The 24,773-nt window shown below is 64.2% G+C and carries 23 protein-coding genes; 11 read left to right on the top strand and 12 right to left on the bottom strand.

Features of this window, described 5'->3' with window-relative positions; genetic code table 11:
- Genes GEM_RS27575 through GEM_RS27565 form a run of 3 tightly spaced genes read right to left on the bottom strand, consistent with a single transcriptional unit; the run spans position 1 to position 1,929 of the window.
- Positions 1 to 945 carry a GGDEF domain-containing protein gene (locus GEM_RS27575; protein WP_014900714.1) on the bottom strand — a complete coding sequence of 315 codons (945 nt, stop codon included), beginning with the start codon at positions 943 to 945 and terminating at the stop codon, positions 1 to 3.
- Positions 942 to 1,568 (bottom strand): chemotaxis protein CheC, encoded by a 627-nt coding sequence (locus GEM_RS27570; RefSeq protein ID WP_014900713.1) that lies wholly within the window; start codon positions 1,566 to 1,568, stop codon positions 942 to 944. Before GEM_RS27570 ends, GEM_RS27575 begins: the two co-directional genes overlap by 4 nt.
- Positions 1,561 to 1,929: a response regulator gene (locus GEM_RS27565; RefSeq protein ID WP_014900712.1), complete on the bottom strand. Its 369-nt coding sequence runs from the start codon at positions 1,927 to 1,929 to the stop codon at positions 1,561 to 1,563. Before GEM_RS27565 ends, GEM_RS27570 begins: the two co-directional genes overlap by 8 nt.
- A 468-nt stretch (positions 1,930 to 2,397) precedes the next feature.
- Between GEM_RS27565 and GEM_RS27560 the strand changes: the two genes are divergently transcribed.
- Positions 2,398 to 4,644: a hybrid sensor histidine kinase/response regulator gene (locus GEM_RS27560; protein ID WP_014900711.1), complete on the top strand. Its 2,247-nt coding sequence runs from the start codon at positions 2,398 to 2,400 to the stop codon at positions 4,642 to 4,644.
- Between the two features lie 46 nt (positions 4,645 to 4,690).
- Here GEM_RS27560 and GEM_RS27555 read toward each other — a convergent pair whose 3' ends face one another.
- Positions 4,691 to 5,245 carry an NADPH-dependent FMN reductase gene (locus GEM_RS27555; protein WP_014900710.1) on the bottom strand — a complete coding sequence of 185 codons (555 nt, stop codon included), beginning with the start codon at positions 5,243 to 5,245 and terminating at the stop codon, positions 4,691 to 4,693.
- Between the two features lie 367 nt (positions 5,246 to 5,612).
- Between GEM_RS27555 and GEM_RS27550 the strand changes: the two genes are divergently transcribed.
- On the top strand, positions 5,613 to 6,209 hold the full coding sequence (locus GEM_RS27550) for an RNA polymerase factor sigma-70 (protein WP_014900709.1): 597 nt from the start codon (positions 5,613 to 5,615) through the stop codon (positions 6,207 to 6,209).
- Positions 6,190 to 6,426: a zf-HC2 domain-containing protein gene (locus GEM_RS27545; protein WP_014900708.1), complete on the top strand. Its 237-nt coding sequence runs from the start codon at positions 6,190 to 6,192 to the stop codon at positions 6,424 to 6,426. The genes GEM_RS27550 and GEM_RS27545 overlap by 20 nt, the downstream gene beginning before the upstream one ends.
- Before the next feature lie 322 nt (positions 6,427 to 6,748).
- Here GEM_RS27545 and arsC read toward each other — a convergent pair whose 3' ends face one another.
- Positions 6,749 to 7,105, bottom strand: coding sequence for an arsenate reductase (glutaredoxin) (gene arsC / locus GEM_RS27540; protein ID WP_014900707.1), 357 nt, complete (start codon positions 7,103 to 7,105; stop codon positions 6,749 to 6,751).
- A 989-nt stretch (positions 7,106 to 8,094) separates the two neighbouring features.
- On the opposite strand from arsC, the gene parA reads away from it, so the two are divergent.
- Entirely contained in the window at positions 8,095 to 8,757 is a 663-nt protein-coding gene (gene parA, locus GEM_RS27535; protein ID WP_014900706.1) for a ParA family partition ATPase, read from the top strand.
- 23 nt (positions 8,758 to 8,780) lie between these two features.
- On the top strand, positions 8,781 to 9,842 hold the full coding sequence (locus GEM_RS27530; RefSeq protein ID WP_014900705.1) for a ParB/RepB/Spo0J family partition protein: 1,062 nt from the start codon (positions 8,781 to 8,783) through the stop codon (positions 9,840 to 9,842).
- 90 nt (positions 9,843 to 9,932) lie between these two features.
- On the opposite strand, the gene GEM_RS27525 is transcribed toward GEM_RS27530, so the two are convergent.
- Positions 9,933 to 11,297, bottom strand: a complete 1,365-nt coding sequence (locus GEM_RS27525) for a replication initiation protein (RefSeq protein ID WP_014900704.1) — start codon at positions 11,295 to 11,297, stop codon at positions 9,933 to 9,935.
- 1,824 nt (positions 11,298 to 13,121) lie between these two features.
- Here GEM_RS27525 and GEM_RS27520 point away from each other — a divergent pair.
- Positions 13,122 to 14,303 (top strand): DNA-binding protein, encoded by a 1,182-nt coding sequence (locus tag GEM_RS27520; RefSeq protein ID WP_014900703.1) that lies wholly within the window; start codon positions 13,122 to 13,124, stop codon positions 14,301 to 14,303.
- Between the two features lie 139 nt (positions 14,304 to 14,442).
- Here GEM_RS27520 and GEM_RS27515 read toward each other — a convergent pair whose 3' ends face one another.
- The 3 genes from GEM_RS27515 to GEM_RS27505 all read right to left on the bottom strand — a co-directional run bounded on the left by GEM_RS27515 (position 14,443) and on the right by GEM_RS27505 (position 16,677).
- Positions 14,443 to 15,456 (bottom strand): tyrosine-type recombinase/integrase, encoded by a 1,014-nt coding sequence (locus GEM_RS27515; RefSeq protein ID WP_014900702.1) that lies wholly within the window; start codon positions 15,454 to 15,456, stop codon positions 14,443 to 14,445.
- Between the two features lie 102 nt (positions 15,457 to 15,558).
- On the bottom strand, positions 15,559 to 15,936 hold the full coding sequence (locus GEM_RS27510; protein WP_014900701.1) for a DUF2471 family protein: 378 nt from the start codon (positions 15,934 to 15,936) through the stop codon (positions 15,559 to 15,561).
- A gap of 129 nt (positions 15,937 to 16,065) precedes the next feature.
- Entirely contained in the window at positions 16,066 to 16,677 is a 612-nt protein-coding gene (locus GEM_RS27505; RefSeq protein ID WP_014900700.1) for a helix-turn-helix domain-containing protein, read from the bottom strand.
- Positions 16,678 to 16,838: 161 nt separating this feature from the next.
- Here GEM_RS27505 and GEM_RS27500 point away from each other — a divergent pair, with 161 nt between their 5' ends.
- Both GEM_RS27500 and tdh read left to right on the top strand, forming a co-directional pair.
- Entirely contained in the window at positions 16,839 to 18,038 is a 1,200-nt protein-coding gene (locus tag GEM_RS27500; protein ID WP_014900699.1) for a glycine C-acetyltransferase, read from the top strand.
- Between the two features lie 13 nt (positions 18,039 to 18,051).
- Complete coding sequence (gene tdh, locus GEM_RS27495) at positions 18,052 to 19,080, top strand: L-threonine 3-dehydrogenase (protein ID WP_014900698.1); 1,029 nt, start codon at positions 18,052 to 18,054, stop codon at positions 19,078 to 19,080.
- A 496-nt stretch (positions 19,081 to 19,576) separates the two neighbouring features.
- On the opposite strand, the gene GEM_RS27490 is transcribed toward tdh, so the two are convergent.
- Both GEM_RS27490 and GEM_RS27485 read right to left on the bottom strand, forming a co-directional pair.
- Positions 19,577 to 19,978: a hypothetical protein gene (locus GEM_RS27490; protein WP_014900697.1), complete on the bottom strand. Its 402-nt coding sequence runs from the start codon at positions 19,976 to 19,978 to the stop codon at positions 19,577 to 19,579.
- Positions 19,975 to 20,814: a GNAT family N-acetyltransferase gene (locus tag GEM_RS27485; protein ID WP_420358931.1), complete on the bottom strand. Its 840-nt coding sequence runs from the start codon at positions 20,812 to 20,814 to the stop codon at positions 19,975 to 19,977. The genes GEM_RS27490 and GEM_RS27485 overlap by 4 nt, the downstream gene beginning before the upstream one ends.
- On the opposite strand from GEM_RS27485, the gene GEM_RS27480 reads away from it, so the two are divergent.
- Together GEM_RS27480 and GEM_RS27475 are read left to right on the top strand one after the other, a co-directional pair.
- Positions 20,805 to 21,419: a TetR/AcrR family transcriptional regulator gene (locus GEM_RS27480; RefSeq protein WP_014900695.1), complete on the top strand. Its 615-nt coding sequence runs from the start codon at positions 20,805 to 20,807 to the stop codon at positions 21,417 to 21,419. The two genes, GEM_RS27485 and GEM_RS27480, sit on opposite strands and share 10 nt — an antisense overlap.
- 55 nt (positions 21,420 to 21,474) lie before the next feature.
- A complete protein-coding gene (locus GEM_RS27475) occupies positions 21,475 to 21,954 on the top strand; it encodes a DUF1348 family protein (protein ID WP_014900694.1) in 480 nt (159 codons plus the stop codon).
- A gap of 558 nt (positions 21,955 to 22,512) precedes the next feature.
- Here the strand turns inward: GEM_RS27475 and GEM_RS27470 are convergent.
- The gene (locus GEM_RS27470; RefSeq protein ID WP_014900693.1) at positions 22,513 to 23,598 is read right to left on the bottom strand and encodes a tartrate dehydrogenase; all 1,086 of its coding nucleotides are present in this window, start codon (positions 23,596 to 23,598) and stop codon (positions 22,513 to 22,515) included.
- A gap of 117 nt (positions 23,599 to 23,715) precedes the next feature.
- On the opposite strand from GEM_RS27470, the gene GEM_RS27465 reads away from it, so the two are divergent.
- Entirely contained in the window at positions 23,716 to 24,639 is a 924-nt protein-coding gene (locus GEM_RS27465) for a LysR substrate-binding domain-containing protein (RefSeq protein WP_041490860.1), read from the top strand.
- Positions 24,640 to 24,773 lie beyond the last annotated feature (134 nt).

Below are 24,773 nucleotides of genomic sequence, written 5' to 3'. Positions count from 1 at the left end.
TTACGCGTAGGCGATCGACCGATCGCGCCCGAGCCGCTTCGCGCGATAGAGCGCGGTGTCGGCCTCGTTGACGAGCACCTCGCACGCCGGCGCGCCCGCCTTCGCGCACGCGCCGCCGACGCTCGCCGTCACCGGCACGCTGACGCCCTCCGCATCGACCGGCGTGCGGCCGATCGCATCGCGCACCTTGTCGGCCACGAGCATCGCCTCGTCGAGATTCGTGCACGGCAGCAGCAGCGCGAATTCCTCGCCGCCGAAACGGCCGAACGTGTCCTGCGCGCGCACGATCGACGCGACGCGGCGCGCCGTCTCGCGCAATACAGCATCGCCGGCCGCGTGCCCGAACCGGTCGTTGATCGTCTTGAAGTGGTCGAGGTCGAACAGCAGCACCGACAGGTCGCCGCCGTAGCGCTGCCAGCGCGCGAACTCGTTGCCGAGCTGCGTCTCGAAGAAACGCCGGTTCGCGATGCCGGTGAGGCCGTCGCGATTCGCATGTTCGCGCAGCTTCGCGACCGCCTCCTCGCGCTCACGCTGCATCACGCTCACGTGCGTAACGTCCGAGATCGTCACGCACACGGCCTCGACGTCGCGGCCGCGCGTGAGCGGCATGAACGTGCAGTCCTGCTGCATGTAGTCGACGCCGCCCGTGATCGGCCGGTCGTGCTCGAAACGAAACAGGTAGGGTCGCTGCTCCCACGAGCTGAACGCGAAGCTGCCGAGCTGGAACACGCTCTCGAGCTTGCGTTCGAGCCACGCGCGCGGCAGTTCCGGAAAGCAGTCGAACAGGTCGCGGCCGATCACGTCGGCGGCCGGGATACCGCTGTGGTCCTGCATGAAGCGGTTCCACATCAGCACGGTCATCGTGCGGTCGAGCACGAACAGGCCGAAGCCCACCCGTTCGATCACGAGGTCGCTCAGCGACGCGGTTCCGGTAGCGGCGTTCATAGCGCGGACAGCAACGCGTCGAGCGCGTCGCCCATCAAGCGGATCGAATCCTCGGCCATCAGCATCACGAAATGTGCGCGGAACGCGTGATCCTCGAGCCCGAAGTTCACCTCGAGCAGCAGCGCGACGCTCCACGCGAGCGCGTTGGCCTGGAACACGTCGTCGAACGACACGTTCGCGCCGAGCAGCCCCGGCGGGAAGAACACGGGCTTGCGGCCGAACTCGTCGAGGATCGACGCGACGCAGGCGCTCATCAGCACGTTGGCGACGTCGAACACGAGTTCGTCCTGCGTCGCCATGCCGGCGTACGCGCCGTCGCCGAACGTGCGCTCCATCAGCGACATGAGCCGCGCGACGCCCGCGCTGCGGCACAGCACGATCGCCTCGCCCTTGATGTCTGAGCGGAAGCCCTGGCGCACGGCCGTCACGTTCTCGTGGATGCCGGTCATCTCGCGCAACGCGTCGCCCGCATCGGCGGCCTTCACGATGCGCACGCGCGGTACCGACAGCTCGATGAAGTGCCCGAGCAGCAGCGCGAGCCGCGCAGCGGCGCGGCCCATCGCGAGGTTGGCGATTTCCTGCAACGCGTCGCGTTGCTCCGCCGTGAACACCGATTCAGGCATACAACCCATACTCCTTGAGAATGGGCAGCAACGCCTCCGGCGTCACGGGCTTGGCAACGAATGCGATCGCGCCCATCTCGCGCACGCGGGCTTGCGCCTGCGGCTGGATATCGGCGGATACCACGATCACGAACGTGTTCAGATCTTCGTGGCGCAGTGTCTCCAGCACCTGATAGCCGTTCATGTCGGGCATCGTCAGGTCCAGAAACATCACGGAAGCTTTGCCGTCACGATAGAGCGCCAAGGCCTCGCGACCATTCGCTGCATACGCGACATCGACGTCCCAGTCTCCCGGCAGCGCCTTTGTGAGAAGTTTGCGAGCGAGCAAGGAATCGTCGGCAATCACAATCGGCAAAGGCATGGCGGCGAAGCGGTATACGGAATGGTCTCTCTCGCGTTAACGACCGCTCGGCGCATTTCTTGAGCCGCCATGCAATCAAGCGCGGGCAACCGCCGTGCGGCCGTGCGCGGGCGCCGCGGTACGATGCACGCGACGCACCGCGCGGCAAACGCCGGCGGGCGCATATATCTGTCATAGGGAAAGCAAGGCGCGATTCTCTGAGTAAACCGGAGGCGGTGCAACTCGCCATTTTCACTATTTCAAACAGAATCGATCCGATCGCCCGGCATTCCGAAAACAGCCGCGACCATTTCCGGGATAAGCACGCAAAATTTTTCCTTGTGTACGTTTGCGCTGCCGGATTCATAGCGTTTTCAATCTTTCAGTGTTCCCCTGTCGGACCTGACAGGTAGCGCGCACGTGCGGCGGCGCGGCGGGCATGCGCAACTCGTTTATGATGGAACACCTCCGCTTCACCCGCTTTCCTTGATGACGTCCGAACGGCCCGCCGACTCCCGCACTCACGCCTCCACACCCGCTGACGACTGGCAGGACGACGGCAGCTATGCGGCCGGCGCGCCCGAGCACGATTTCGCGGTGCGTCGCGTCACGCTGATCGTGCTGCTCGTCGCGGCGATCGTGCTGCCGTGCATCTACGTGTCGGTGATGGCGTACAACGACCTGAGGACGCGCGAAGCCGCGGCAAGCGACGTGACGATGCGCACCGTGCGCGTCGCCGAGGAGCATGCGCTCAAGGTGTTCGACCTGAGCGAAACGCTCGATGCGCGCATCGTCGACCTCGTGCAGGACATGGACGACGCCACCGTGCGCCGCCAGGAGTCCGACATCCACGAAGCGCTGAACACCATCGGCGGCGGCTATCCGCAGGTGGCTGCGGTGTCTATCTTCGGCGCGAGCGGGATGCTGCTCGCGAACAGCCTCTACTATCCGGCGCCCTATGCGTCGATCGCGAACCGCGACGACTTCGTGGGCATTCGCGACGGCAAGGTCATCGAACATATCTCGCGGCTGATGATGGGGCCGCTCAAGCTCGAGAACATCCCCGTGTTCAACACGGGCGTCGCGCGACGCCATAGCGACGGTTCGTTCGCCGGGATGGTGTCGATCGCGCTCAAGTCGTCGTATTTCAACGCGTTCTACCGCGACCTGCTCGGCGGCGCGGCCACGCCGATGACGATGGCGCTCGCACGCTCCGACGGCGCGGTGATCGCGTCGTACCCGCCGCCGCCGTCGCTTGCGCACACCGATCGCATCGCCACCTTCGGCAACGCCAGCAACGATCCGCGCATGGGCATCGTGCGCGTGCGCCATGACGGCGCCGGCAGCGAGATCGTCGCGTACCGCCAGGTCGGCAGCTACCCCGTATACGTGACCTGCGCGTACCGGACCTCGGCAATCTGGCGCGAATGGTACGAACACCTGAGCGTGCTGTTCATCTCGATGTTCGCGCCGTCGGTCGCGCTGTGGTCGGTGATCTGGCTGTCGCTGAAGCGGCTGAAGGCGGAAGAGGAGGCGTGGGACCGCTGGCAGGCGGAGGCGTCGATGCGGCGCTCGATCGAATCGGCGTACCGGCAGTCGCGCAAGATGCAGGCGCTCGGCAACCTGGTCGGCAGCGTCGCGCACGATTTCAACAACCTGCTGATGATCATCTCGAGCAACGTGCAGATCGTGCGGCGACGCGGGGTCCAGCAACTCGACAAGGAACTCGACGCGATCGAACGCGCGCTGAAGAACGGCCAGTCGCTCACGCGCCAGCTGCTCGGCGTCGCACGCAAGCAGCCGCTGCACAACGAGACGATCGACATCGGCCAATGGCTCGACACGTGTCGCGAACTGCTGAAGACATCGCTCGGTTCGAAGTCGTTGCTGGTCGTCGCGATCGAACCCGGCGTGTGGCCGATCCGGATCGATGTCGCGGAGCTCGAGCTCGCGGTGATCAACCTCGCGGTCAACGCGCGCGACGCGATGACGACCGGCGGCCGCTTCACGGTCGGCGCGCGCAACGTGACGCTGCGCCGCGAGGACGGCTTTCCGCTGACCGGCGATTTCGTGCAGATCTCGCTCGACGATACGGGTTCGGGCATGGCGCCCGACGTGCTCGCGCGCGCGTTCGAGCCGCTGTTCACGACGAAGGCGCAGGGGATGGGAACGGGCCTCGGGCTACCGCAGGTGTTCGCGTTCTGCGAGCGCTCGGGTGGCCTCGCGACGATCGACAGCGCGGTCGGCGCCGGCACCTCGGTGCGCCTCTACCTGCCGCGCGCGCGCGTCGAGGACATCGTCGCGCGGCCGCACACCGCCGTCGCACACGACACGAGCGCGCTCGCGGGCCTGCACGTGCTGCTGGTGGAAGACAACAGCGAAGTCGCGGCCGGCACCGAAGCGCTGATCACGCTGCTCGGGCACCGCGTGACCTATGCGCCCACCGCCGACGACGCGTTGCGCCTGGTCGAAGGCGCGGCCGCGAACGACACGTTCGACCTGGTGATTTCGGATATCCACATGCCGGGCAGCCTGAACGGCATCGATCTCGCCGAAGCCATCGCCAGGCGGCCGGGGAAGCTGCCCGTGATTCTGGTCACGGGTTACGCGGAGGAACTCGATCGCACGCGCACCGTCAACGTGCGCGTGTTGTCGAAGCCGTTCGACATCGCGCTGCTCGACGAGATCCTGCTCGGGATCCGCGAAGCGCGCGATGCGCGGCACACCGGCACCTGACCCACGGCACGCGGGCCCGGCGCCGACAGCGGGAAGGGGAGGGCGATCAGGCCGCCTTCAGCACGCGCACCCAGTCGACGTAGCGATCGACGAAGCCCTGCAGGAACTTGCGGGTATCCTCGCTGACGATCTGGCCTTGGTCGTCGATGCGCGCCGGGTCGTGCTTGATGAACATCTCGGGCTGGCCGAGCATCTTCACGTCGAGATACGCGAGCACGTTGCGCAGGTGTTGCTGCGCGAGCGCGGTACCGACCGCGCCCGGCGACGTGCCGAGCACCGCGCCCGGCTTGCCGGACCACGAGTTGTGACCCCACGGGCGCGAGCCCCAGTCGAGCGCGTTCTTCAGCACGCCCGGGATCGACCGGTTGTACTCGGGCGTGACGAACAGCAGCGCGTCGGCCGCTTCGATCGACTTCTTGAAGCGCTGCGCGACTTCCGGAAAATCCGCGTCGTAATCCTGGCTGTACAGCGGCAGTTCGCCGATCTCGACGAATTCGAACGAGAAATCGGCGGGGGCGAGCGAGATCACGGCATGCGCGAGCGCACGGTTCCAGGAACCGCGACGCAGACTGCCGACGACGACCGCAACACGATAGGACATGGTTTTCTCCTTCCGGTGAGTAAGGAATCGGATCGATTGATTCTGAACAGACGACAAAGGTCTGTTTATAGGCAAGCCAGCCCGCGAGCCGTCCCACGGGGCCGAGCGGCCGACTTTCCACAAGGTTTTCCACAGAAATTGTGGATAACTTGATCGTTATGGTCTGATGTTACAGACCGCCTGCATCGCGATTTCGCGGCGCGCGACGTAGGGCTCCGGCAAGCATAGCGCAGCGCGCCGGCAGGATTCGTGAATTCGTGACGGAACATGCATTGCGGGTCGGCGTCGCGCCCAGTAAGCTGCTCGGACCGCGACAAGCCCGCCCGGTGGCATGCGCGCGATCGCTCCTTGAGACTCCCGACCCGCCATGCCGTCCGCGTACGACGATCCCGCCTACCTCTCGCAACTGCGGCACGACCTGCTGCGTTTCGCGCGACTTCAGCTCCGCGATGCCGATGCGGCCGAAGATGCGGTGCAGGAAGCGCTGACCGCCGCGTGGTCGCACGCGGGCGAGTTCGCCGGACGGTCCGCCCACAAGACCTGGGTGTTCGGCATCCTGCGCAACAAGCTGATCGACATCTTGCGCGCGCGGCAGCGGACGGTGAGCCTGTCCGCGCTCGATGCGGAGCTCGACGGCGAATCCGTGCTCGATCGCGAGTTGTTCAAGGAAAACGGGCACTGGGCCGCGCATACGAAGCCGCGACCGTGGCCGCGCCCCGAAACGCTGCTGCAGCAACAACAGTTCTGGACGCTGTTCCAGGTCTGCCTCGACCATCTGCCGGAACAAATCGGGCGCGTGTTCATGATGCGCGAATTCCTCGATGTCGAAATCAACGACATCTGCAGCGAACTGACGTTGACGACGAATCATTGCAGCGTGCTGCTATATCGGGCGCGCACGCGCCTGCGCACCTGCCTCAGCGAAAAAGGACTGACGACCGAAGATGCTGCCGGGGAAATGTAGGAACGTGACGCGACTGCTGTCGGATGCACTCGACCGGTCTTTGACGCTGCACGAGCGCGTGCAGGTGCGCGTGCATCTGCCGGTCTGCAGCGGTTGCCGGGCCTATCGCGGCCAGATCGCGCTGCTGCGGACGGCCGCGCAAGCGGCGGCGGGGCGGGGTGCGAGGGATGGGGCGGCCGGGAAGGCGGATGAATCGTCGGGCGACGGCCAGGACTGAGTTGCCGGTGTCGTTCGGGGAGTGCGGGGTAGGGCGACGGATGAGGTTGTCGGGTTGCCCGTTGGAGGCGGCTCGCGGTCACTGTGGAGGGTGCTGCCCGCGCGCGACGTCGGAGATCGTCGGCGGTATGCGATGTCAGTCGATCGATCCGGCGTGCCGCGCTCCTTGTGATTGGATTGCGGCTACCAGCGGCTGGTGAGCGTCGCGTACGGTGCTGCCGGCGTCACGGCCACGGAGGTCGTTTGCGGTACGCGACTTCAGTCGATCGATCCGGCGCACTCGCGCCGGGGTGACGCGATAAGAAAAATACGCCAGGCAATAATTATTCGAACAACGCACGTACCGACTCGGGCGGCCGCCCGATGGCTGCCTTGCCTCGATACACGACGATCGGACGTTGCAGCAGGATCGGATGCGCGGCAATCGCTTCGTATGCCTCCGCATCGGTCAGATTCGCGCGGGCCAGAGCCAGCGTCTTGTACGGCTCCTCTCCGTCGCGAAGCATGTCGCGCACCGGGCGCCCAAGTTGACGATGCAGCGCTTCCAGTTCCTCGACCGTCGGCGGCGTCTTCAGATACTCGACGACATTCACCGGCGCGCCGGTGGTGTTCAGCGTCTCGACCAGCGCGAGCGTCTCGCGGGACTTCGAGCAGCGGGGATTGTGATAGATCGTGATCATCGTTCAGGCCTGGATGGTAGAGGTCGGTATTGTAGCCAGTCTGGTTGGGGGCGTTTCGGCGGGGTATCGACGTGCGAGGGGAAGAGGGGAAGAGGGGAAGAGGGGAAGAGGGGAATGAAGACTCGGTGTGACGTAGGGCGCGCCAGCGAGTGCGAAACGCGCTTGATGCGTTTATGCGCATAAAGTGTGTTGCGTGGACGATCACCGGAGGCCGTCTGCAAGAGCGAAGAGCGCAGGTGAGTGACGACGCATCGCTATGACGTGATGCAGGGGCAGCGCGAAAGCCGCCGTATGGCTTATCCGTCGTTGGGTTTATGCGCATAAAGCTCACCCTTACCGGGTTGGGGATGCCCGTTCATATCGCGCGTTTCAGAGCGCATCGGCAAGAAGGAGCCCTCGTTGAGCGCTCGCGCTTCGATGCCCTGAGTGGCTCGATATGTGATGGCGTCCGGGGCATCGTCGCAGTTCAACCTTATACGCAACTGCCAGTGTGCGACCGACGGTAGTCGTCGATCCGCTCGATGGTTTATGCGCATAAACACCGCAGGGCGGACTGCGCTTCGGCGACGCACACGGCGCGCTTTGCGCGCATCTCGTCGGCCGGAGCAGAGTTGGCTCCCCATTCGTGCGTGAGTGCAATCGACGGTTTGGTCTCGCCGGTCCTCACCAGAACCCGAAAGTTTATGCGCACAAACTCACCCGTCACCGAGGCTGCGCCCTCTCAACGAGCGGAAGGGCAGGTGCTGACACATCGCAGCGGCCGGCTTCCCGAACGTGATCACGAGACGTCTGACAGCGCGACTCTCCAGTCTCGCATCATCCACGCGCGACAACCTCGACTCCACTGTTCCAGCCACCCAGCATCCTCCATTCGTTTATGCGCATAAACCGATAGCCCGAATGGCTAACGCGTAGTTGGCGAACGACAATTTCATTGAAATATAAATATCGTCCTGTAGAATTCCAACGACCAAAAACAGGAGTGAAAATTGGCCGCGGAAATCATTGCAGTCACTCAACAAAAAGGTGGCGTCGGCAAGAGCACAATTGCCATGCACCTCGGCGCGGCATTCCATGAGAAAGGAAAGCGCGTCCTCGTCGTCGACGCAGACGGTCAAAACACACTGATTCACTGGTCGAGCGCATCCGGTGACAGCGACGCCGGTATTCCTTTCCCGGTCGTCAACCTCGCCGAAGCCGGCGGCCAGATCCATCGCGAGATCAAGAAGTTCATCAACGACTACGACATCATCGTTGTCGACTGCCCGCCGTCGATTACCGAGAAGGTGTCCGGCGTCGTGCTGCTCGCCGCATCGATTGCCGTGATCCCGACCTCGTCGTCGCCGGCCGATTACTGGTCGAGCGTCGGGCTGGTCAAGCTGATCCAGCAGGCGCAGGTGATGAACGAAGACCTCCGTGCCGTCTTCCTGCTGAACAAGACCGAAGAGAAGCGCATGCTGACGCGCGAACTCAAGCGCGCGCTCGAGGAACTCGGCTTCCCGCTGTTGAAGACGCAAATCCCGACCCGGGAAGCGTACAAGCAGGCGATGGCGCTCGGTCAGACCGTGCTGCAGATGAACGATCGCGGCGCCAAGCTGGCCGCTGCGGAAATCCGCGCATGTGCCGACGAAATCGTCGCCATGCTGCCCTGACTTTATGCGCATAAAGGAGTCACATGAAGCCCTCCCAATTTGCAAAAGGATTCCAAGCGCGCCCGGACATCACGACGAGCGAGAAGCGCACGGCGCTTGATCGACTGAATGCCATCGACGGCATCGTCAAGTCCGAGACGGCCACGCCGACCCCGACGAAGTCCGCCAAGAAAGACATCACGCCGCCGCCGGCTCCGGAAGTCCTGCTCGATCCGTCGACCGACGAATCGCCGCAATATCGCGCATGGCGTCTGGAGAACCGCTACGCGCCCGGCCAGGTGATCGAGCTGTCGCTGAAGGCGATCAAGCATAGCCCGTTCAACCCGCGCCACTTCTATCTGAAGTCGTCGATTGCCGAACTCGCGGTCAACCTCGCGAAGCAGGGGCAACAGCAGGCGATCCACGTGATTCCGGACTACGACAATCCGGGCTCGTATTTCGTCAGCGACGGCGGCCGTCGCGTGCGCGCGCTGAAGGAGGCTAACAAGGAATCGGTGAAGGCGATCGTGATCGACGTGCCGATCGGGATCCAGAGCTACAAGCTCGGCTACGACCTGAACGTGCAGCGCGATTCGCAGACGGTGTTCGACAACGCCGTCGTATGGCGTCGCTTCCTCGACGACAAGCACTTCCAGAGTCAGAAGGAACTGTCCGAACATCTCGGCCTCGACGAATCGACGGTCGCCGTTGCGCTGTCGATCGGCAAGCTGCCGGAAACGGTGATGCAGGAGATGGTCGCGCGCCCCGATCGCTTCGGGTCGAACATGGCGTATCAGGTCGGCCGTTATCACAATGCGCGCGGCACCGACGCGACGCTGCGGCTGATCAACAAGATCGTGTCCGACGATCTCAGCACGCGCCAGGTGTCGGACATCGTCAAGGGCCGCGTCGCGGCGCAGGAAACGCCGAAGCCGGCCGGCCGTCAGCGCTATGCGCAGCGTCTCGAGATCAAGCTCGGCGGCAAGTCGGTCGGCGATCTGAAGTCGTATGGCGAAGACCGCATCGAACTGCGCCTGCGCGGCCTCCCGAAGGACAAGCGCGACGCGATCCTCGAGCAGCTCGAGCGGATGCTGTTGTCGGACTGAGGAAAGCGGCCGGCAGGGCCTGGCGAGGCGCCGGGCCCGCCGGTGCGGGCGGGCGGCCGGCGGCGGCCCGTCAGCGGGCCTGAACGGGCCTCAGGCGGCCCGGGATTGATTCAGGGTGAACGACAGCAGGTCGCCGTCGGTCGGCTCGCCCCAGGTCTTCTGGGCCAGCCAGTCGAAAAACGCCGTCTCGGCCAGCTTCGAATCGAGGCCGCGCTTGCGCCAGTCGTCACGCAGGTGCGAGCCCATCGTCGGCAGCACTTCCGACTCGAACGACTCGCGCGCCACTTCGCGCTCCGCGTCGCCTTGCTCCTCGTACAGCACCTTCGCTTCCTTGCGGCGGAACGCCGCGAATTCGCTCAACAGACGCGCCTTCAGATCGTCCGGCTGTGCCGCGACGACCTTCGCTGACGGCGTGCCGGCGGGCAGCGCGTCGACGGACTCGACCGGCGGCGCATAACCCTTCTTCAGCGCATCCTTGAACAACGCGGGCGCGCTGCGCACCGGCGGTAGCGTCGTGCTGCGCATCCGTTGCTCGGTCATCTGCAACGCCGCGCGAATCCGGTTTTCCTCGCTGTCCGCATAGAGCGTCTGCGCTTCCTTGAGCGGAATCCCGAGCTTCACCATCCGGTCGACCAGCGTGCTGTCGAACACGTTCGGATGCTCGTCGAGCGCCAGCATCGGCTGCTTGCGTTCGGTCACGCGGAACTGGATCTCCGCGACCCGCCGACCTTCACGATGCTCGATCAGTTCGACGAAGATGTTGGTGACCGCGTTGACCTCGGCGATCGCCGGACGCAGGTAGTCGCGCTTGAAGTACTTGTACTCGCGCTTCGCCTCGTCGCCGGCTTCCGTGTCCGGCGTGCCCGACAGGATCGGCCGCCACCATTCCCACGGTTCGCGCATCGTCAGGTGACTCGGGTTCGTCAGGTAGCGCACGCAGATTTCGTAGAGCGCGAGGCCGGCGCTGCTGCGCAACTGGCTCTGGAACTGCAGGCTCAGGCGTGCGTACTGGACCGGGTCGAGCAGCTTCTTCTTGATCTTCGGTGCGAACGAGAATTCGACCCACACGCGGCGGGTAGCCGGATCCTCGAGAATTTCCGCATCGGCGATCAGCGTCGAGATCCCCCACTTGCGGCCCGGCTTCTGGCTCGACGTGCCCGTGCTCCATTCGACCTGCACCGACACCATGCGGCGCAGGTGTTCCTTCACCAGTGCGGTGTCGTTCGAATCGAAAGCGGAGTTGGCAACGATGTCCGACAACAACGCGCGATAGGTATCGCCCGAGTCGTCGGCCTGCTGCGCGACGGCGAGCAGGACATTGAACAGCTTGCGGGTGAGGAGCGTGATCTTGCCGCTCTTCGGCTGAATTGCGATCGCCTCGACGGCCTTACGCAATTCGGCTGAACTGGCACTCACCACATCCACATCGGTTTTCTTGGCGCGCTTCGTGGCCATGCGTCGGGTCGGAGGAGAAGTTTTCCGGAAGGATAGCGCCTGTGGTGATGTGCGTCCAGAACGACATGCTCACCATAGCCGGTGAAGTGCGCGTGCAAAACGGCACTCACCCCAACCGCCTCCCGAAAACGCTCACCGGTCCAGAATTACGGCGTTTCCGACTCTTCCAGACGTGTCGCGGGATGCGCCGATTCACAGATTTTTGCCTGTGCTCGACACGTGCGAAACTTGCTCCCGTATTCGCTCACCTTTCGATTTGTCGTAATTTTACGACTGCGTCGGCGTACGTCCGTCACAGGGTCGCCACTGGATGTCCCGGCATCACGCCGACCGGTCCGCAGCGGCCTGTATGCATGTACAGGCGCGCCTGTGCGGGCGATCGCGAACCCGTTCGGTAGCTGGAAACGGCGATCGAAATGGCGTCCTGCTGTGTCGATCGAACCCGTTTCACAGGCCCGGGCGCGCATTGTACAGGGTGCAAAACGCGTTCGGTCCCGAAAATTCTCACCTCACAGGCTCGGAAGTCTGTGACCAGCCCCCCCCGACGAATCCCCGGCACGCACGGGATCGACCGCCTTCACCTCCCGAAAAACCTCACCTTACTGAAAAAAGCGGCGCTGCAACGGACGCGAAAGCACCTCCCGAAAAATCTCACCGTAACCGGCGTGGTATCAAAAATGTCAATGGCATCCGATACTTATGTGCCGCAGGCACTCCGCTGTGTCCGACGATCATCCCCCGAAAAGCCTCACCTTTCTGACATCCGAGCCGATGCGATAGCTGTGTGTCGGCTCCTGAAAAGCCTCACCTGTGCCCAAAAGAGGCACAGTGAAAATCAGATTTCTGCCAGTCCCGGCGGGCTTTTCGGCGAATTCGTCCCGTCACAGGTCCCGAAAAGCCTCACCGTTGACCAATTTTCGAGCAAATAGCGCTCCTGAAAAATCTCACCTGTGAGGGCGCCGGCACGCTGTGATTTATGCCCCGAAAAAGCTCACCTCAACGGGATCCGGGCTGGAAAACCCGGATTTCGCTCCCGAAAAGCCTCACCTTTAGGGCTTCCCAGGCCCCACAGGGCCCTTTTGCTGTGCAAAATGGCAGTCGTTTCCCGGAAACCCTCACAGCAAATCCGCGCGGAGTCCCGTGAAACCTCACCTTTCATGAAAACTGCCCAAAAGATGGGCAGAATCGGGGCGCGAAGAAGGTCCCGCAAATTCTCACCTATGTCTGCACAGGCAGAAAACTGTGTGCCTAGTCACCGCGCGGGCTCCGCGGCTGTGCGGACCCGAAAACCCTCACCCTTGGGAAACCTCGTGTTTCACTGTGATCCCGAATCCGCTCACGACCTTTCCCGCATCGGCTCACGCAGTTCCCTGAACCCCATCACTTCAGCTCCCGCAGAAGATCACCTTGGTTCCCGTAAAACTTCACCTTGTCAGCCGGAAAGCCTTGCTACATAAGGCTGTGCCGTGGCGTTAACGTTTTTAACTAAGGGTTCAAGGGTGTTTACTTCTAATACTCTCAAGACATCGGCCGTCGAGTTTTCCACAGACACCCCAACCCCTGAACACCCACAGGCTGCGATGTCCGTTGTCATGTGAAACAAATGCCCTTTTTCTGTGCCTACTCGAAAACGCTGTTAGTACAAGGACTTGGCTAACTTTCTTCGCTTTGTTTCACGGAATCGGAACGCTGGCTCGTCCAGAACAGCTCACAGATCCGATTTCTGTGCACAGCGATGTAAATTCACCACGGTCAGCGGAAACAAGTATCAAAAAATACGTATTTCGTTATGATCACAACATTTCAATGTCTGTGAGTCCTGCCATGACGCTGGATGAAATGCGTGAAGTCATCCGAGAAGAACTGGAATCGCTGCGCGCGAGCGGTGCGCGGCGCCAGGAACTGTCGCTGCATGCTTGCAAGCGCCTGTTCTTCGATCTGGGCATCCGGCCATCAGCCGCCAACGTTCGCGATCTGACGCAGACCGGCAGTGCCAGCGATATTCCGAAGGACATCGATCACTTCTGGGAACGCATCCGTTCCGCGTCCAAGATCAGGCTCGACGGTGCGGCAATTCCGAAAGCGGTCGAAGAAAAGGCAGGTGCATTGCTCGGCGCGCTATATGAAGAGGCGTTGAAAGTGGCGCGGGAAAGTCTCGACGTTGACCGCGAACAGGTTCGCGCCGGCGTGACCGACGCGGAACAGCGGCTGCGCGACGCCACGGTCCGCCAGGAAACACTCGAAGGCGCGCTCGCCCGCAGTGAAACCCGCAACGACCAGTTGCAGGCGCGCGTGACCGAACTCGAAGTGCAACTCGCGTCGCAATCGACGCACGGTTCGGCAAACGAAGCGACGCTGCTCACCACAGTTGCCCGACTCGAAAAGGAACTGGCCGCAATGGCCGGCCGCGTCGATGCGGAACAGACGCAGAACGCGGCGCTGCGCGACCGCATCGATACGCTGCAAGCCGAATTGCAGCAGCGTACCGAGCACTATGCGCAGCAGATCAAGGATGCGGTGGCCGAAGCCGAGCGTCGCGTCAAACCGATGCTGGTCGAACTGGATTCGCTGCGCAGCATGGCATCGACCTACCAGAGCGGCCTGCGCGACGTGCAGCGCAAGGAATTCGATTTCCTTCAGCAGCTGAGTTCGGCCAAGGCCCGCGCGGACCGGCTCGAGGAACAGCTGCGCAGCCAGGGTGACGAACTGGAACGCGCGACGCGCGACGTGAACACGCTGCGCGCGAGCCGCGGGATGAATCCGGAGATTTCCGCGTTGATCCGGCGTCTGGCCGAGGCGGGCCAACTGGATGCGGATGCGTTTTCCGCGATCGGTACGTCGCTGGATCACGAGATTCCGGTACCGAACCAGTGCCCGCATTGCGACGGTGAACCGGAGCTGTCGCATGGCGACGACGGGTTCGAAGTATCGTGCCCCGAATGCGAACATGCGTCGGGACCGTGGCCTTCCCGATTCGAAGCAGTTGCGCGCTTTGCGCGCAACTGACGGGCCGGCAGGCACAGCAATCCCACAGGTGAGGTGATCCGGGACGCTTGAGGTGAGGTTTTTCGGGAGCTGTGAAACGGTGAAGCGCGGCCGAGCAAGGCTGCTCACGGATCATGTCGCGTGAGCAGCCGGCTTTGGATCAGGGAGTTTCGTCCTGGTCGGACGGGGCACCATTGGCCAGGTCATCGCGCCAGTTTTTCCACGCGCGGTGCAGCCGGTTCGACGAAATCGGCCGCACGAAGCCCAGCCATTGGCCGACCCGCTCGGGCGCCACGTCGTGCTCGAACAGTTCGGCCGCATAGGTGTTGCGCAGCGTTTGCGGACTCGCGCGCGCGGTGCGCGACGACGTGAGCCCGGCGGATTCGACGATCGCATCGATCGCGCGCAGCATCGTCGCCTTGTGCATCGGCCGCCCGGCGTGCGAGGCCGGGAACACGAGATCGCCCGGAATCTCCTGGCGCTTGCGCTCCACGAGCCATGCTTCGAGCAACGCGATCGCGAACGACGCCAGATGGGTTTCGCGCGCGAAATCGGGATGCGTTGACGGGATCTGCAGCGACGTTCCACTCGTATTGATGCAACTAATCGTAAGTGCACGTGCTTCGCCGGTTTTCACGCCCGCGCCGAGAAACGCGGCGACGAGCGCGCGGTCGCGCCGTTCTTTCCAGTATGCGGAGCCGGACACGCTGATCGGCGAAAACAGGTAGGCCAGCAACTTCGCGCGTTCGGCTGGCGTCAGGAAACCGGTCGGCTCGTTGTCGCGTGCCTGTCGCCAGTTCGCTTCGCCATCCTGAGCAATGAAGCGGGCCGGGTTGGTGGATGCGAACTCGGTGCGCCGGATGTGGTCGAGCACGCGCTCGATCAGCCGCAAATAGCGCATTCGTTGCGTCTTCCGGATCGGAAGCTCGCCGACGAAGTTCGCAATCGATGCCGTGTCGACCGTGGCCAGGTTCTTCTGATGCGCACGCAGCCAGGTGAGAAAGGCACCCCATTGCGCGCGATAGACATCAGCCGATGAACGGCGGTAGTCCTGCATGGCAAGCCAGGCGTCGAACGCGGTCTCGGGCGAGACGATCCAGTCGGACGCGCCGCGATCGAACAGATCCTTTTCTTCCGGGCGCGCCGGAGTGTCGGGGGACGTGGGAAGGGACATGTTATTTATTCCGTTAGTTGCGTATATGGTAGCCCTTTCCGCAACGTCGCGGGCAGCAGGATGCGGGAGGGGGCCGCCGTGTCGGACGGCCCAGGCATGGCGTCAGTCGCCCCACGCTTTGGACGGACGGTGAATGCGCTCGCGGGGCGCCGCATCCTGCGACCTGGCCGCCGCTTCATACGCGAGGACCGCGAACGAGAAGACGGCAGGGAGCGCGTTCGACCGGCCGAAGTCGATCGGATCGTCCGTTTCGGGAAAGGTCATGTCCGATGGCCGTTCGAACAGTTGACGCATGCCGGCCTCGTGCCGGCTGGCAAAGCCGAGATCGGCGAGCGCCTCGGCTTCGATGGCGTGCAGCAGGCGCCACGACAGCGGGACGCGTTGACGGATGTAGCGCTCGGCAATATGGCGAACGATCAGCTCGAGGTCGTGCGCAGCAGCCTTGAAGCTGAGCGCGGCCAAATCTTGTTCTTCTGTCATCGCAGGCTCCTGTCGACCGGGGCGGGCGCCTCGGTGCGCCGGCTCCGGCCATGCATGGCGGAATGTCCGTATACTGTACAAACATACAGTATTTTCCGCAACTGGCCTTTCGGCCAGCTATCCGCATCGTCAGCGATGGATCACGATCAGTAATGCGCGGGCCTCGCCCTTGCCCGGGTTGCGGATCGCATGCGGTGTGTCGGCCGGGTAGCGCGCCGTGTCGCCGGTTTTCAGGCGTCGGCTCGCCGCCGCGGCTTCGATTTCCATCGCACCCTGCAGCACGGTGAGGTGCTCGCGGGTGCCGGGTTCGTGCGCGTTCGACACGAGCGCGCCGCCGCCGGGCAGCGTCAGCTCGTACCACTCGAACTTGCCGGCCAGGTCGATCGGGCCCCACACGCGCAGCTGGTAGCGGCCGTCGTGGCCGGCGAGCGTCGGGATGTCGTGCGGGCCGTCCACGCGGATCGTCTCCGGCGCTTTCGGTTGCGAGAACAGTTCGTCGAGCGTGATGCCGAGTGCATTCGTGAGCCGCCACGCGACCGCGATCGTCGGATTGGCCTTGTCGCGCTCGATCTCGGAGAGCATCGATTTCGATACGCCGGCCGCGCGCGACAGGTCGTCGAGCGTCAGCTTGCGCTCGTTGCGCAGGCGCTGGATTTGCTCGCCGACCCGCGGCGGCGTGACGGCCGGCGGCTGCGATGCGGCGCCGGCTGGCGTGCGCCGCGACGCGGAGGAACTTGCCATTTGGTTTCCGTTCGCTTAGAGTTGTTCGGTATTTCGAATTCTAGTTCGGCATATCGGATAAGTGCGGTCAACCGAACGACCGACTATAACAGTAGCAGGCCGTTGCGCTGCCGCCACGAGTGGCGCGTGCCGGAATGCGAATCCCTGTCAGGAGCTTTGCGATGCGTGATGCCTTTCTCGCCCAGGTGCGCGGGACGCTCGACCAGATCCGCGCGGACGGTTTTTACAAGACCGAGCGCGAGATCGCGAGTCCCCAGGCGGCGGCCGTGCGGCTCGCCGGCGGTGCCGGCGTGCTGAATTTCTGTGCGAACAACTATCTGGGTCTGGCGAACGATCCGCGCCTGGTCGCCGCGGCGCAGGCCGGTCTCGACCAGGACGGTTTCGGCATGGCGTCGGTGCGTTTCATCTGCGGCACGCAATCCGTGCACAAGCAGCTCGAAAGCGCGCTGGCTGCGTTCCTCGGCACCGAGGACAGCATCCTCTATTCGAGCTGCTTCGATGCGAACGGCGGCCTGTTCGAGACGCTGCTCGACGAGAACGACGCGGTGATCAGCGACGAGCTGAACCACGCGAGCATCATCGACGGCATCCGCCTGTGCAAGGCGAAGCGTTACCGCTACAAGAACAACGACCTGTCCGACCTCGAGGCGAAGCTGAAGGAAGCCGACGCAGCGGGCGTGCGTCACAAGCTGATCGCGACCGACGGCGTGTTCTCGATGGACGGCATCATCGCCGACCTGAAAGGCATCTGCGACCTCGCCGATCGCTACGGCGCGCTCGTGATGGTCGACGATTCGCATGCGGTCGGCTTCATCGGCACGCATGGCCGCGGCACGCCCGAGCACTGCGGCGTCGAAGGCCGCGTCGACATCATCACCGGCACGCTCGGCAAGGCGCTCGGCGGCGCATCGGGCGGCTATGTCGCGGCCCGTCGCGAGATCGTCGAATTGCTGCGCCAGCGTTCGCGCCCGTACCTGTTCTCGAACACGTTGACGCCGAGCATTGCCGCGGCGTCGCTGAAGGTGCTGGAACTGCTCGGCAGCGACGAAGGTGCGAAGTTGCGCGAACGCGTGCGCGAAAACGGCGTGCGTTTCCGCGAGCAGATGACCGCAGCGGGCTTCACGCTCGTCCCGGGCGCGCACCCGATCATCCCGGTGATGCTCGGCGACGCGCAGCTCGCGACCAACATGGCCGACCGGTTGCTCGCCGAAGGCGTCTACGTGATCGGCTTCTCGTTCCCGGTTGTGCCGCGCGGTCGCGCGCGCATTCGCACGCAGATGAGCGCGGCGCACACGCCGGAACAGATCGACCAGACGGTCGCCGCGTTCGTGCGCGTCGGCAAGTCGCTCGGCATCGTCTGACGGAGGCGCGATCATGAAAGCACTGGCAAAGCTCGAACGCGGCCCGGGCCTCACGCTCACGCGCGTGAAGCGTCCCGAAGTCGGACACAACGACGTGCTGATCAAGATTCGCCGCACGGCGATCTGCGGCACCGACATCCATATCTGGAAGTGGGACGACTGGGCGCAGAAGACGATTCCCGTGCCGATGCACGTCGGTCACGAATACGTCGGCGAGATCGTCGAGATGGGGCAGGAAGTGCGCGGCTTCGCGATCGGCGATCGCGTGTCCGGCGAAGGCCACATCACGTGCGGTTTCTGTCGCAACTGCCGTGCGGGGCGCCGGCATCTGTGCCGCAACACCGTCGGCGTCGGCGTGAACCGCGAGGGCGCGTTCGCCGAGTATCTGGCGATTCCGGCGTTCAACGCGTTCAAGATTCCGCCCGAGATCTCCGACGATCTCGCGTCGATCTTCGATCCGTTCGGCAATGCGACGCATACGGCGCTGTCGTTCAACCTCGTCGGCGAGGACGTGCTGATCACCGGTGCCGGCCCGATCGGCATCATGGCTGTCGCGATCGCGAAGCATGTCGGCGCGCGCAACGTCGTGATCACCGACATCAACGACTACCGGCTCGAGCTCGCGCGCAAGATGGGCGCGACGCGTGCGGTCAACGTCGCACGCGAGTCGCTGCGCGACGTGATGGCCGACCTGCGGATGACGGAAGGCTTCGACGTCGGCCTCGAGATGTCGGGCGTGCCGAGCGCATTCACGAGCATGCTCGAGGCGATGAATCACGGCGGCAAGGTCGCGCTGCTCGGCATTCCGCCCGCGCAGACGGCGATCGACTGGAACCAGGTGATCTTCAAGGGGCTCGAGATCAAGGGCATCTACGGTCGCGAGATGTTCGAGACCTGGTACAAGATGGTCGCGATGCTGCAAAGCGGCCTCGACCTGTCGCCGATCATCACGCATCGCTTTGCGGCCGACGATTACGAGAAAGGCTTCGCCGCGATGCTGTCCGGTGAAAGCGGCAAGGTGATTCTCGACTGGACGGTCTGAGTGCCGGCGGGGCCGCTCGGCGCGTTTGCCGGCTGCCCCGCTCGCGTCGGTATGAGCGTTTGTCGAGGCCCGGCGGCTTCGGCAAACGCTTAAGGTGAGGAAATTCGGGAGCTGTGTTTGCGTGCCGAACGGCAGCTCGATCATGCATTCGCTGCACCCGTGGGCGCAGAATTCAACGGCTGCACGCGGTTTCTCGTTAGTGATGCGAGGGCGATCACGCTGCGATCCCCCGGGACCCATCGGTGACATGCCATTGCGCATGCACCTCACCTATCAAGGCTCCTCCCCTGTCCCCGCTGTCGCGTCGCTCGGCGCCGTGTCTTTCTTCTTACCCTTTCGTTCTCGCTTGCCGCGCTTGAATAGCGCGGCCCGTGCCGCCTCGCCCGCTTGCCACGGTCTAGCTCCGTTCCCACGGCAGCCTCGATGCGTGAGGCGATCGATGACGTGCCAACTCACCCGTTAGCCGGCCTGTCGGCATCGACCGGTGCGCCGCATGCTATTTGATTCGCTCACCGTTCAACCATCGCGGTTCGAGCTGCAGACTCAGCACGACGAGCCAGCGCTTCGGGCATTGCGGTGCGATCTCGATCAGCTCGCCATGCACGCCGGAAACCGTCACGAGCCCGTGTTGCGCCGCATGCCGATACGCACGCGATGCGTCCGCCTGAAGCCAGAAGCTGACGAGCGCGCAGGTGACGAAGCGGAACAGCAGCAACGTCGCGGCTTCCGGCGTGTCGCCGACTGAAACGAGCAGAGCGTCGAACACGAGCGTCAGTATTTGCGTGACCGCGATCGTGATCACCGTCAGCTTCGACAGACCGCGCATCCACAGTGCCGCACGCATGCGGACATGCCGCAGGGCAAGCCGCGCGCGATCGTCGTCGGCATCGTGTTTCATGACGCCGCGTCGGCACGCTGCGCGACGTCGATCGATGTCATGTCGGATGCAGGCATCCGCTCGCCGGGCACCCCGACGGCTTTGCACAGGATCGCGCTGTCGTAGCTATGCGCTGCAAACCGCATCACATCGATCAACTGAAACCCTTCGCGGCGATAGAACTCGACGAGCCGGACAGCCGCATGCGGCGCATCGAGCGCGATGTGCGTCGCGCCACGCGCGGCAGCCCGCCGTTGCGCGAACGCAAGCAGCGCACGGCCGATGCCGCGGTCCTGCCAGGCCGGATCGACGGCCAACTGGCCGAGCGTCGCGACGCGTCGGCTGCGGTACGGATCGCAACGCGAATCGGGATCGTGCGGCTGTATCGTGATCGTTGCGACCAGATGCCCGCTGCCGAGCGCGACGAAACATTCGCTGGTGAGCGTGCGTTCACGCGTCGCCGACGCCGGCTGGTCGACCCCCGGACAGTTGAAACCCGCGGCGCCGAGATGCGCATACGCGCGATGTAGCAACGCGGTCAGCGACTCGTACGAATCGCTGCGCGGATCGAAACGCCGTACGACGACGCGGCCGTCGAGCCGCTTCGCATAAGCCGCATGGGCACGCCGGGAGCGTGCGGATTCCGGTCGCTGCATGATGTCCTTTCGGCCAGACAGGGTGACCGAAGTGTAGTGAGCGCCATGCGTTCGCTTCAAGAAAAAATGTCGTAAACGCCGCCTGAAATGCGCCGTGCGCCATCGGAACCACGCGGCGTTCGGCCCTCCCGCCGACAGGGCCTTTTCGCCCGGGTGTTGACGAGTGAGAACGATCGTTCTACCGTAAACCCATGAACACACATGATGATCTCTTCGGCGAACCAGCCGTTCGCGACCGGCTTCTCGACGCGGCCGAAGCGCTGATCTACTCGGGCGGCATCCACGCCACGGGTGTCGATGCGATCGTGAAGCGGTCGGGTGCCGCGCGAAAGAGCTTTTATTCGCATTTCGAATCGAAGGAGGCGCTGGTCGTCGCCGCGCTCGAGCGCCGTGACGAACGCTGGATGCGCTGGTTCGTCGACGCAACGCTGGCGCGTGGCAAGTCACCGCGTGCGCACTTGCTCGGCATGTTCGAGGTGCTGCGTGACTGGTTTGTGCAACCCGATTTTCACGGCTGCGCGTTCCTGAACGCGTCCGGCGAGATTGCCGATGCCGACGATCCGGTGCGCGTCGTCGCACGTCTGCACAAGGCACGCTTGCTCGCGTTCGTGCGCGAGCGGTTCGACGCGTACGCCGACGCCGCCGGGATCGAGCGCCGCGGGCTGGCCCGCGTCGCGCGTCAATGGCTGGTGCTGATCGACGGCGCGATCGGCGTGGCGCTCGTCAGTGGCGATGCAAGCGTCGCGCGCGATGCGCGCGCAACCGCCGAACTCTTGCTCGATACGGTGTCTCGAGCGTCGAAGTAACGCGTCCCAACCGGCTGCGTTCGTGCGCGGCCCAAACCTTGAACAGGAGCATCCCATGGCCGCTTCCCCGGAAGTTCGTCCGCCCGTTCCACCCTTCACGCTCGACACGGTGCGCCAGAAAGTGCGCGCCGCGGAGGATGCGTGGAACACGCGCGACCCGCAGCGCGTCTCGCTCGCCTATACGCCGCAGAGCCGGTGGCGCAATCGCGCGGAGTTCGTGACGGGCCGCGACGAGATCGTCGGCCTGCTGCAGCGGAAATGGACGCGCGAGCTCGACTACCGGTTGATCAAGGAGCTGTGGGCGTTCGGCGGCAATCGCATCGCGGTGCGATTCGCATACGAATGGCATGACGACGCCGGCAACTGGTTCCGCTCATACGGGAACGAAAACTGGGAGTTCGACGAAAACGGCTTGATGGCGCATCGCCACGCGAGCATCAACGATCTGCCGATTCGCGAAGCGGATCGCCTGTACCACTGGCCGCTCGGCCGCCGTCCGGACGACCATCCCGGCCTGTCCGATCTCGGGCTGTGACGCCGCACGATGACGATGCGGGGACGTGCTCGATCGTGCATCGAGCGCGTCGTCCGTGCCCAACGGTGAGGAAATACGGGAGGCGTGTGCTGAGGTGAGTGTTTTCGGGAGAAGGGGCATTCTGTGCCGGACGGTGTGATTTTTCACGCCCGGCATCTCACCGATCAATCTTCGCAGGAAACGGCGCGATTGCGCTGACGGAAGCACAGCATGCATTGCTGTGCACGAGCTTTGGTCGCTCACGTGCGAATCGAATGCGACATCGGTGGCGCATTTGCTCCATACACGCACAGTGGCGAGATTCAAGCGGTGTGTATCGATGCGCGATGCAACTCACCGCTCGACTTCAACGTGACGCCAGACACGGTGATGGATCGACGCATAACCGTGCGTGCCATCGAACCGCATTGCTCACCGTTCGAAATCGACATCGACACGCACGCATCCAGACGTGCGTGTCGGAATCAACCAAGGTGCGCAGCAGTCAGTCGTGTGGCTCACCCCTGAACACGACCTCCATCGACCGCCTGGCAACCGCGCACCCTTCACATCGGTCTTTCAGCCCGCGATCCGCGCAGCGATCGCCTCGCCCACTTCCTGCGTCCCCGCCTGACCGCCGAGATCGCGCGTGCGCGGCCCCGTACGCAGCAGGTCCTCGATCGCCGCGACGATCGCGTCGTGCGCTTCGCGTTCGCGGCCCGTGCCGTTGCCGAGGAAGTCGAGCATCATTGCCGCCGACCAGATCATCGCGATCGGGTTCGCGATGTACTGGCCCGCGATGTCCGGCGCGGAGCCGTGCACCGGTTCGAACAGCGACGGAAACGTGCGATCCGGGTTGAGGTTCGCGGACGGTGCGATGCCGATCGTGCCCGTGCAGGCCGGACCGAGGTCGGAAAGGATGTCGCCGAACAGGTTCGACGCGACGACGACGTCGAAGCGGTCCGGCTGCAGCACGAAGCGCGCACACAGGATGTCGATATGCTGCTTGTCCACGGTGATCTCGGGATAGCGCTCGCCCATTTCGGCCGCGCGCGCGTCCCACCACGGCATGCTGATCGCGATGCCGTTGCTCTTCGTCGCGACGGTCAGGCGCTTCGCGCGGCGCTGGGCGAGTTCGAACGCGAACTTCAGCACGCGCTCGGTACCGTGACGCGTGAAGATCGACTGCTGCATGACCACTTCGCGCTCGGTGCCCTCGAACATCGTGCCGCCGACCGACGAATATTCGCCCTCGGTGTTCTCGCGCACGATCATGAAGTCGATGTCGCCTGCCTTGCGGCCGGCGAGCGGCGACGGCACACCGTCGAACAGGCGCGCGGGCCGCAGGTTGATGTACTGGTCGAACTCGCGGCGGAACTTCAGCAGCGAACCCCACAGCGAAATGTGGTCGGGTACCGTCGCGGGCCAGCCGACCGCACCGAACAGGATCGCGTCCATGCCCGACAGCTGGGCCTTCCAGTCGTCCGGCATCATCTTGCCGTGCTGCGCGTAGTAGTCGCAGCTCGCCCAGTCGATCTGCTCGAACTGGAAACGGATACCGAAGCGTGCCGTCACGGCGTCGAGCGCGCGCAGGCCCTCGGGCATTACTTCACGGCCAATGCCGTCACCGGGGATGACGGCAATCCTGTACGTCTTGTCGCTCATGCGAGCCTCCTTGGCTGGTCGGGCCGCTGGCAGCGTGCGCAGCGGAACATGACGCCATTTTATTTATTTCCATTCAGATTAAAATCGTGCGAAAGGTTAATCGACTTTCCACGAATCGTGAATAAATCGCCGAATCTCGACGACCTGCGCGTCTTCAGCCTGGTCGTCCGCCTGACGAGCTTCAGCGCGGCTGCGGAGCAGCTCGCGGTGTCGCCCGCGTATGTGAGCAAGCGTATCGCGCTGCTCGAGGCGCAGCTCGGCACGCGGCTGCTGCATCGCTCGACGCGTCGCGTGACGGTCACGGAGGCCGGCGAACGCGTGTTCGCGCGGGCCGAGAAGATTCTCGACGACGTCGATCATCTCGTCGAGGACGTATCGACCACGCGCACGGTGCCGCGCGGCACGCTGCGCATCTCGAGCAGCTTCGGCTTCGGCCGCCATGTCGTCGCGTCGGCGCTGCTCGACTTCTCCGCGCGCTATCCGCAGCTAAACGTGCGGCTCGATCTGTTCGACCGGCTGGTCGACGTGGCGGGCGAGGGCTACGACCTCGACGTGCGCATCGGCGACGACATCGCCGATCACCTGATCGCGCGCCGCCTTGCCGCGAACTATCGGGTGCTGTGCGCGTCGCCCGACTATCTCGCACGGCGCGGCACGCCGCGCACGCTCGCGGATCTCGCTTCGCACGACTGTCTCGCGATCAAGGAGCGCGACCATCCGTTCGGCGTCTGGCGGTTGAACCTGCGCGGAGAAACGGCAACGGTGAAGGTCGGCGGCGCGCTGTCGACGAACCACGGCGAGGTGGCCGTGCAATGGGCGCTCGCCGGGCGCGGGATCGTGTTGCGTTCGATCTGGGAAGCGGGGCCGCTGATCGAACGCGGCGAACTCAGTCGCGTGCTGCCGGACGCGATTCAGCCGGCGAACATCTGGGCGGTGTATCCGGAACGCGTCGCGGCTTCGGCGAAAGTGCGCGTGTGTGTCGATTTTCTGGCGGAGGCGCTTGCCGGTTTGAATGCCGCTGCGAGCGACGATGCGACCTGAAATCGGTCAAAGGTGAGCTTTTACGGGGGCATGTGCGGAGCGTCGGCACACGCCCGTTTACGGCTCGCGACCGCATCGCGAGCCGGCAGCGTGCCGTGGGCACCGGCGCGTCGCTGGCCGCGATGCGCCGGGCA

Origin of the sequence: Burkholderia cepacia GG4, assembly GCF_000292915.1 — a bacterium.
Lineage (GTDB): Bacteria > Pseudomonadota > Gammaproteobacteria > Burkholderiales > Burkholderiaceae > Burkholderia > Burkholderia cepacia_D.
This window is presented reverse-complemented; position numbering and strand designations above follow the sequence as displayed.

Bases quoted from the DNA above. Each gene is read 5' to 3' on its own strand.
- tdh (WP_014900698.1), top strand. From the start codon at position 18,052: ATGAAAGCACTGGCAAAGCTCGAACGCGGCCCGGGCCTCACGCTCACG.
- GEM_RS27560 (WP_014900711.1), top strand. From the start codon at position 2,398: ATGACGTCCGAACGGCCCGCCGACTCCCGCACTCACGCCTCCACACCC.
- GEM_RS27480 (WP_014900695.1), top strand. From the start codon at position 20,805: ATGAACACACATGATGATCTCTTCGGCGAACCAGCCGTTCGCGACCGG.
- GEM_RS27555 (WP_014900710.1), bottom strand. From the start codon at position 5,245: ATGTCCTATCGTGTTGCGGTCGTCGTCGGCAGTCTGCGTCGCGGTTCC.
- GEM_RS27570 (WP_014900713.1), bottom strand. From the start codon at position 1,568: ATGCCTGAATCGGTGTTCACGGCGGAGCAACGCGACGCGTTGCAGGAA.
- GEM_RS27520 (WP_014900703.1), top strand. From the start codon at position 13,122: ATGACGCTGGATGAAATGCGTGAAGTCATCCGAGAAGAACTGGAATCG.
- GEM_RS27575 (WP_014900714.1), bottom strand. From the start codon at position 945: ATGAACGCCGCTACCGGAACCGCGTCGCTGAGCGACCTCGTGATCGAA.
- GEM_RS27530 (WP_014900705.1), top strand. From the start codon at position 8,781: ATGAAGCCCTCCCAATTTGCAAAAGGATTCCAAGCGCGCCCGGACATC.
- GEM_RS27525 (WP_014900704.1), bottom strand. From the start codon at position 11,297: ATGGCCACGAAGCGCGCCAAGAAAACCGATGTGGATGTGGTGAGTGCC.
- GEM_RS27565 (WP_014900712.1), bottom strand. From the start codon at position 1,929: ATGCCTTTGCCGATTGTGATTGCCGACGATTCCTTGCTCGCTCGCAAA.
- GEM_RS27505 (WP_014900700.1), bottom strand. From the start codon at position 16,677: ATGGCAAGTTCCTCCGCGTCGCGGCGCACGCCAGCCGGCGCCGCATCG.
- GEM_RS27550 (WP_014900709.1), top strand. From the start codon at position 5,613: ATGCCGTCCGCGTACGACGATCCCGCCTACCTCTCGCAACTGCGGCAC.
- GEM_RS27470 (WP_014900693.1), bottom strand. From the start codon at position 23,598: ATGAGCGACAAGACGTACAGGATTGCCGTCATCCCCGGTGACGGCATT.
- GEM_RS27545 (WP_014900708.1), top strand. From the start codon at position 6,190: ATGCTGCCGGGGAAATGTAGGAACGTGACGCGACTGCTGTCGGATGCA.
- GEM_RS27490 (WP_014900697.1), bottom strand. From the start codon at position 19,978: ATGAAACACGATGCCGACGACGATCGCGCGCGGCTTGCCCTGCGGCAT.
- GEM_RS27475 (WP_014900694.1), top strand. From the start codon at position 21,475: ATGGCCGCTTCCCCGGAAGTTCGTCCGCCCGTTCCACCCTTCACGCTC.
- GEM_RS27500 (WP_014900699.1), top strand. From the start codon at position 16,839: ATGCGTGATGCCTTTCTCGCCCAGGTGCGCGGGACGCTCGACCAGATC.
- GEM_RS27510 (WP_014900701.1), bottom strand. From the start codon at position 15,936: ATGACAGAAGAACAAGATTTGGCCGCGCTCAGCTTCAAGGCTGCTGCG.
- GEM_RS27515 (WP_014900702.1), bottom strand. From the start codon at position 15,456: ATGTCCCTTCCCACGTCCCCCGACACTCCGGCGCGCCCGGAAGAAAAG.
- arsC (WP_014900707.1), bottom strand. From the start codon at position 7,105: ATGATCACGATCTATCACAATCCCCGCTGCTCGAAGTCCCGCGAGACG.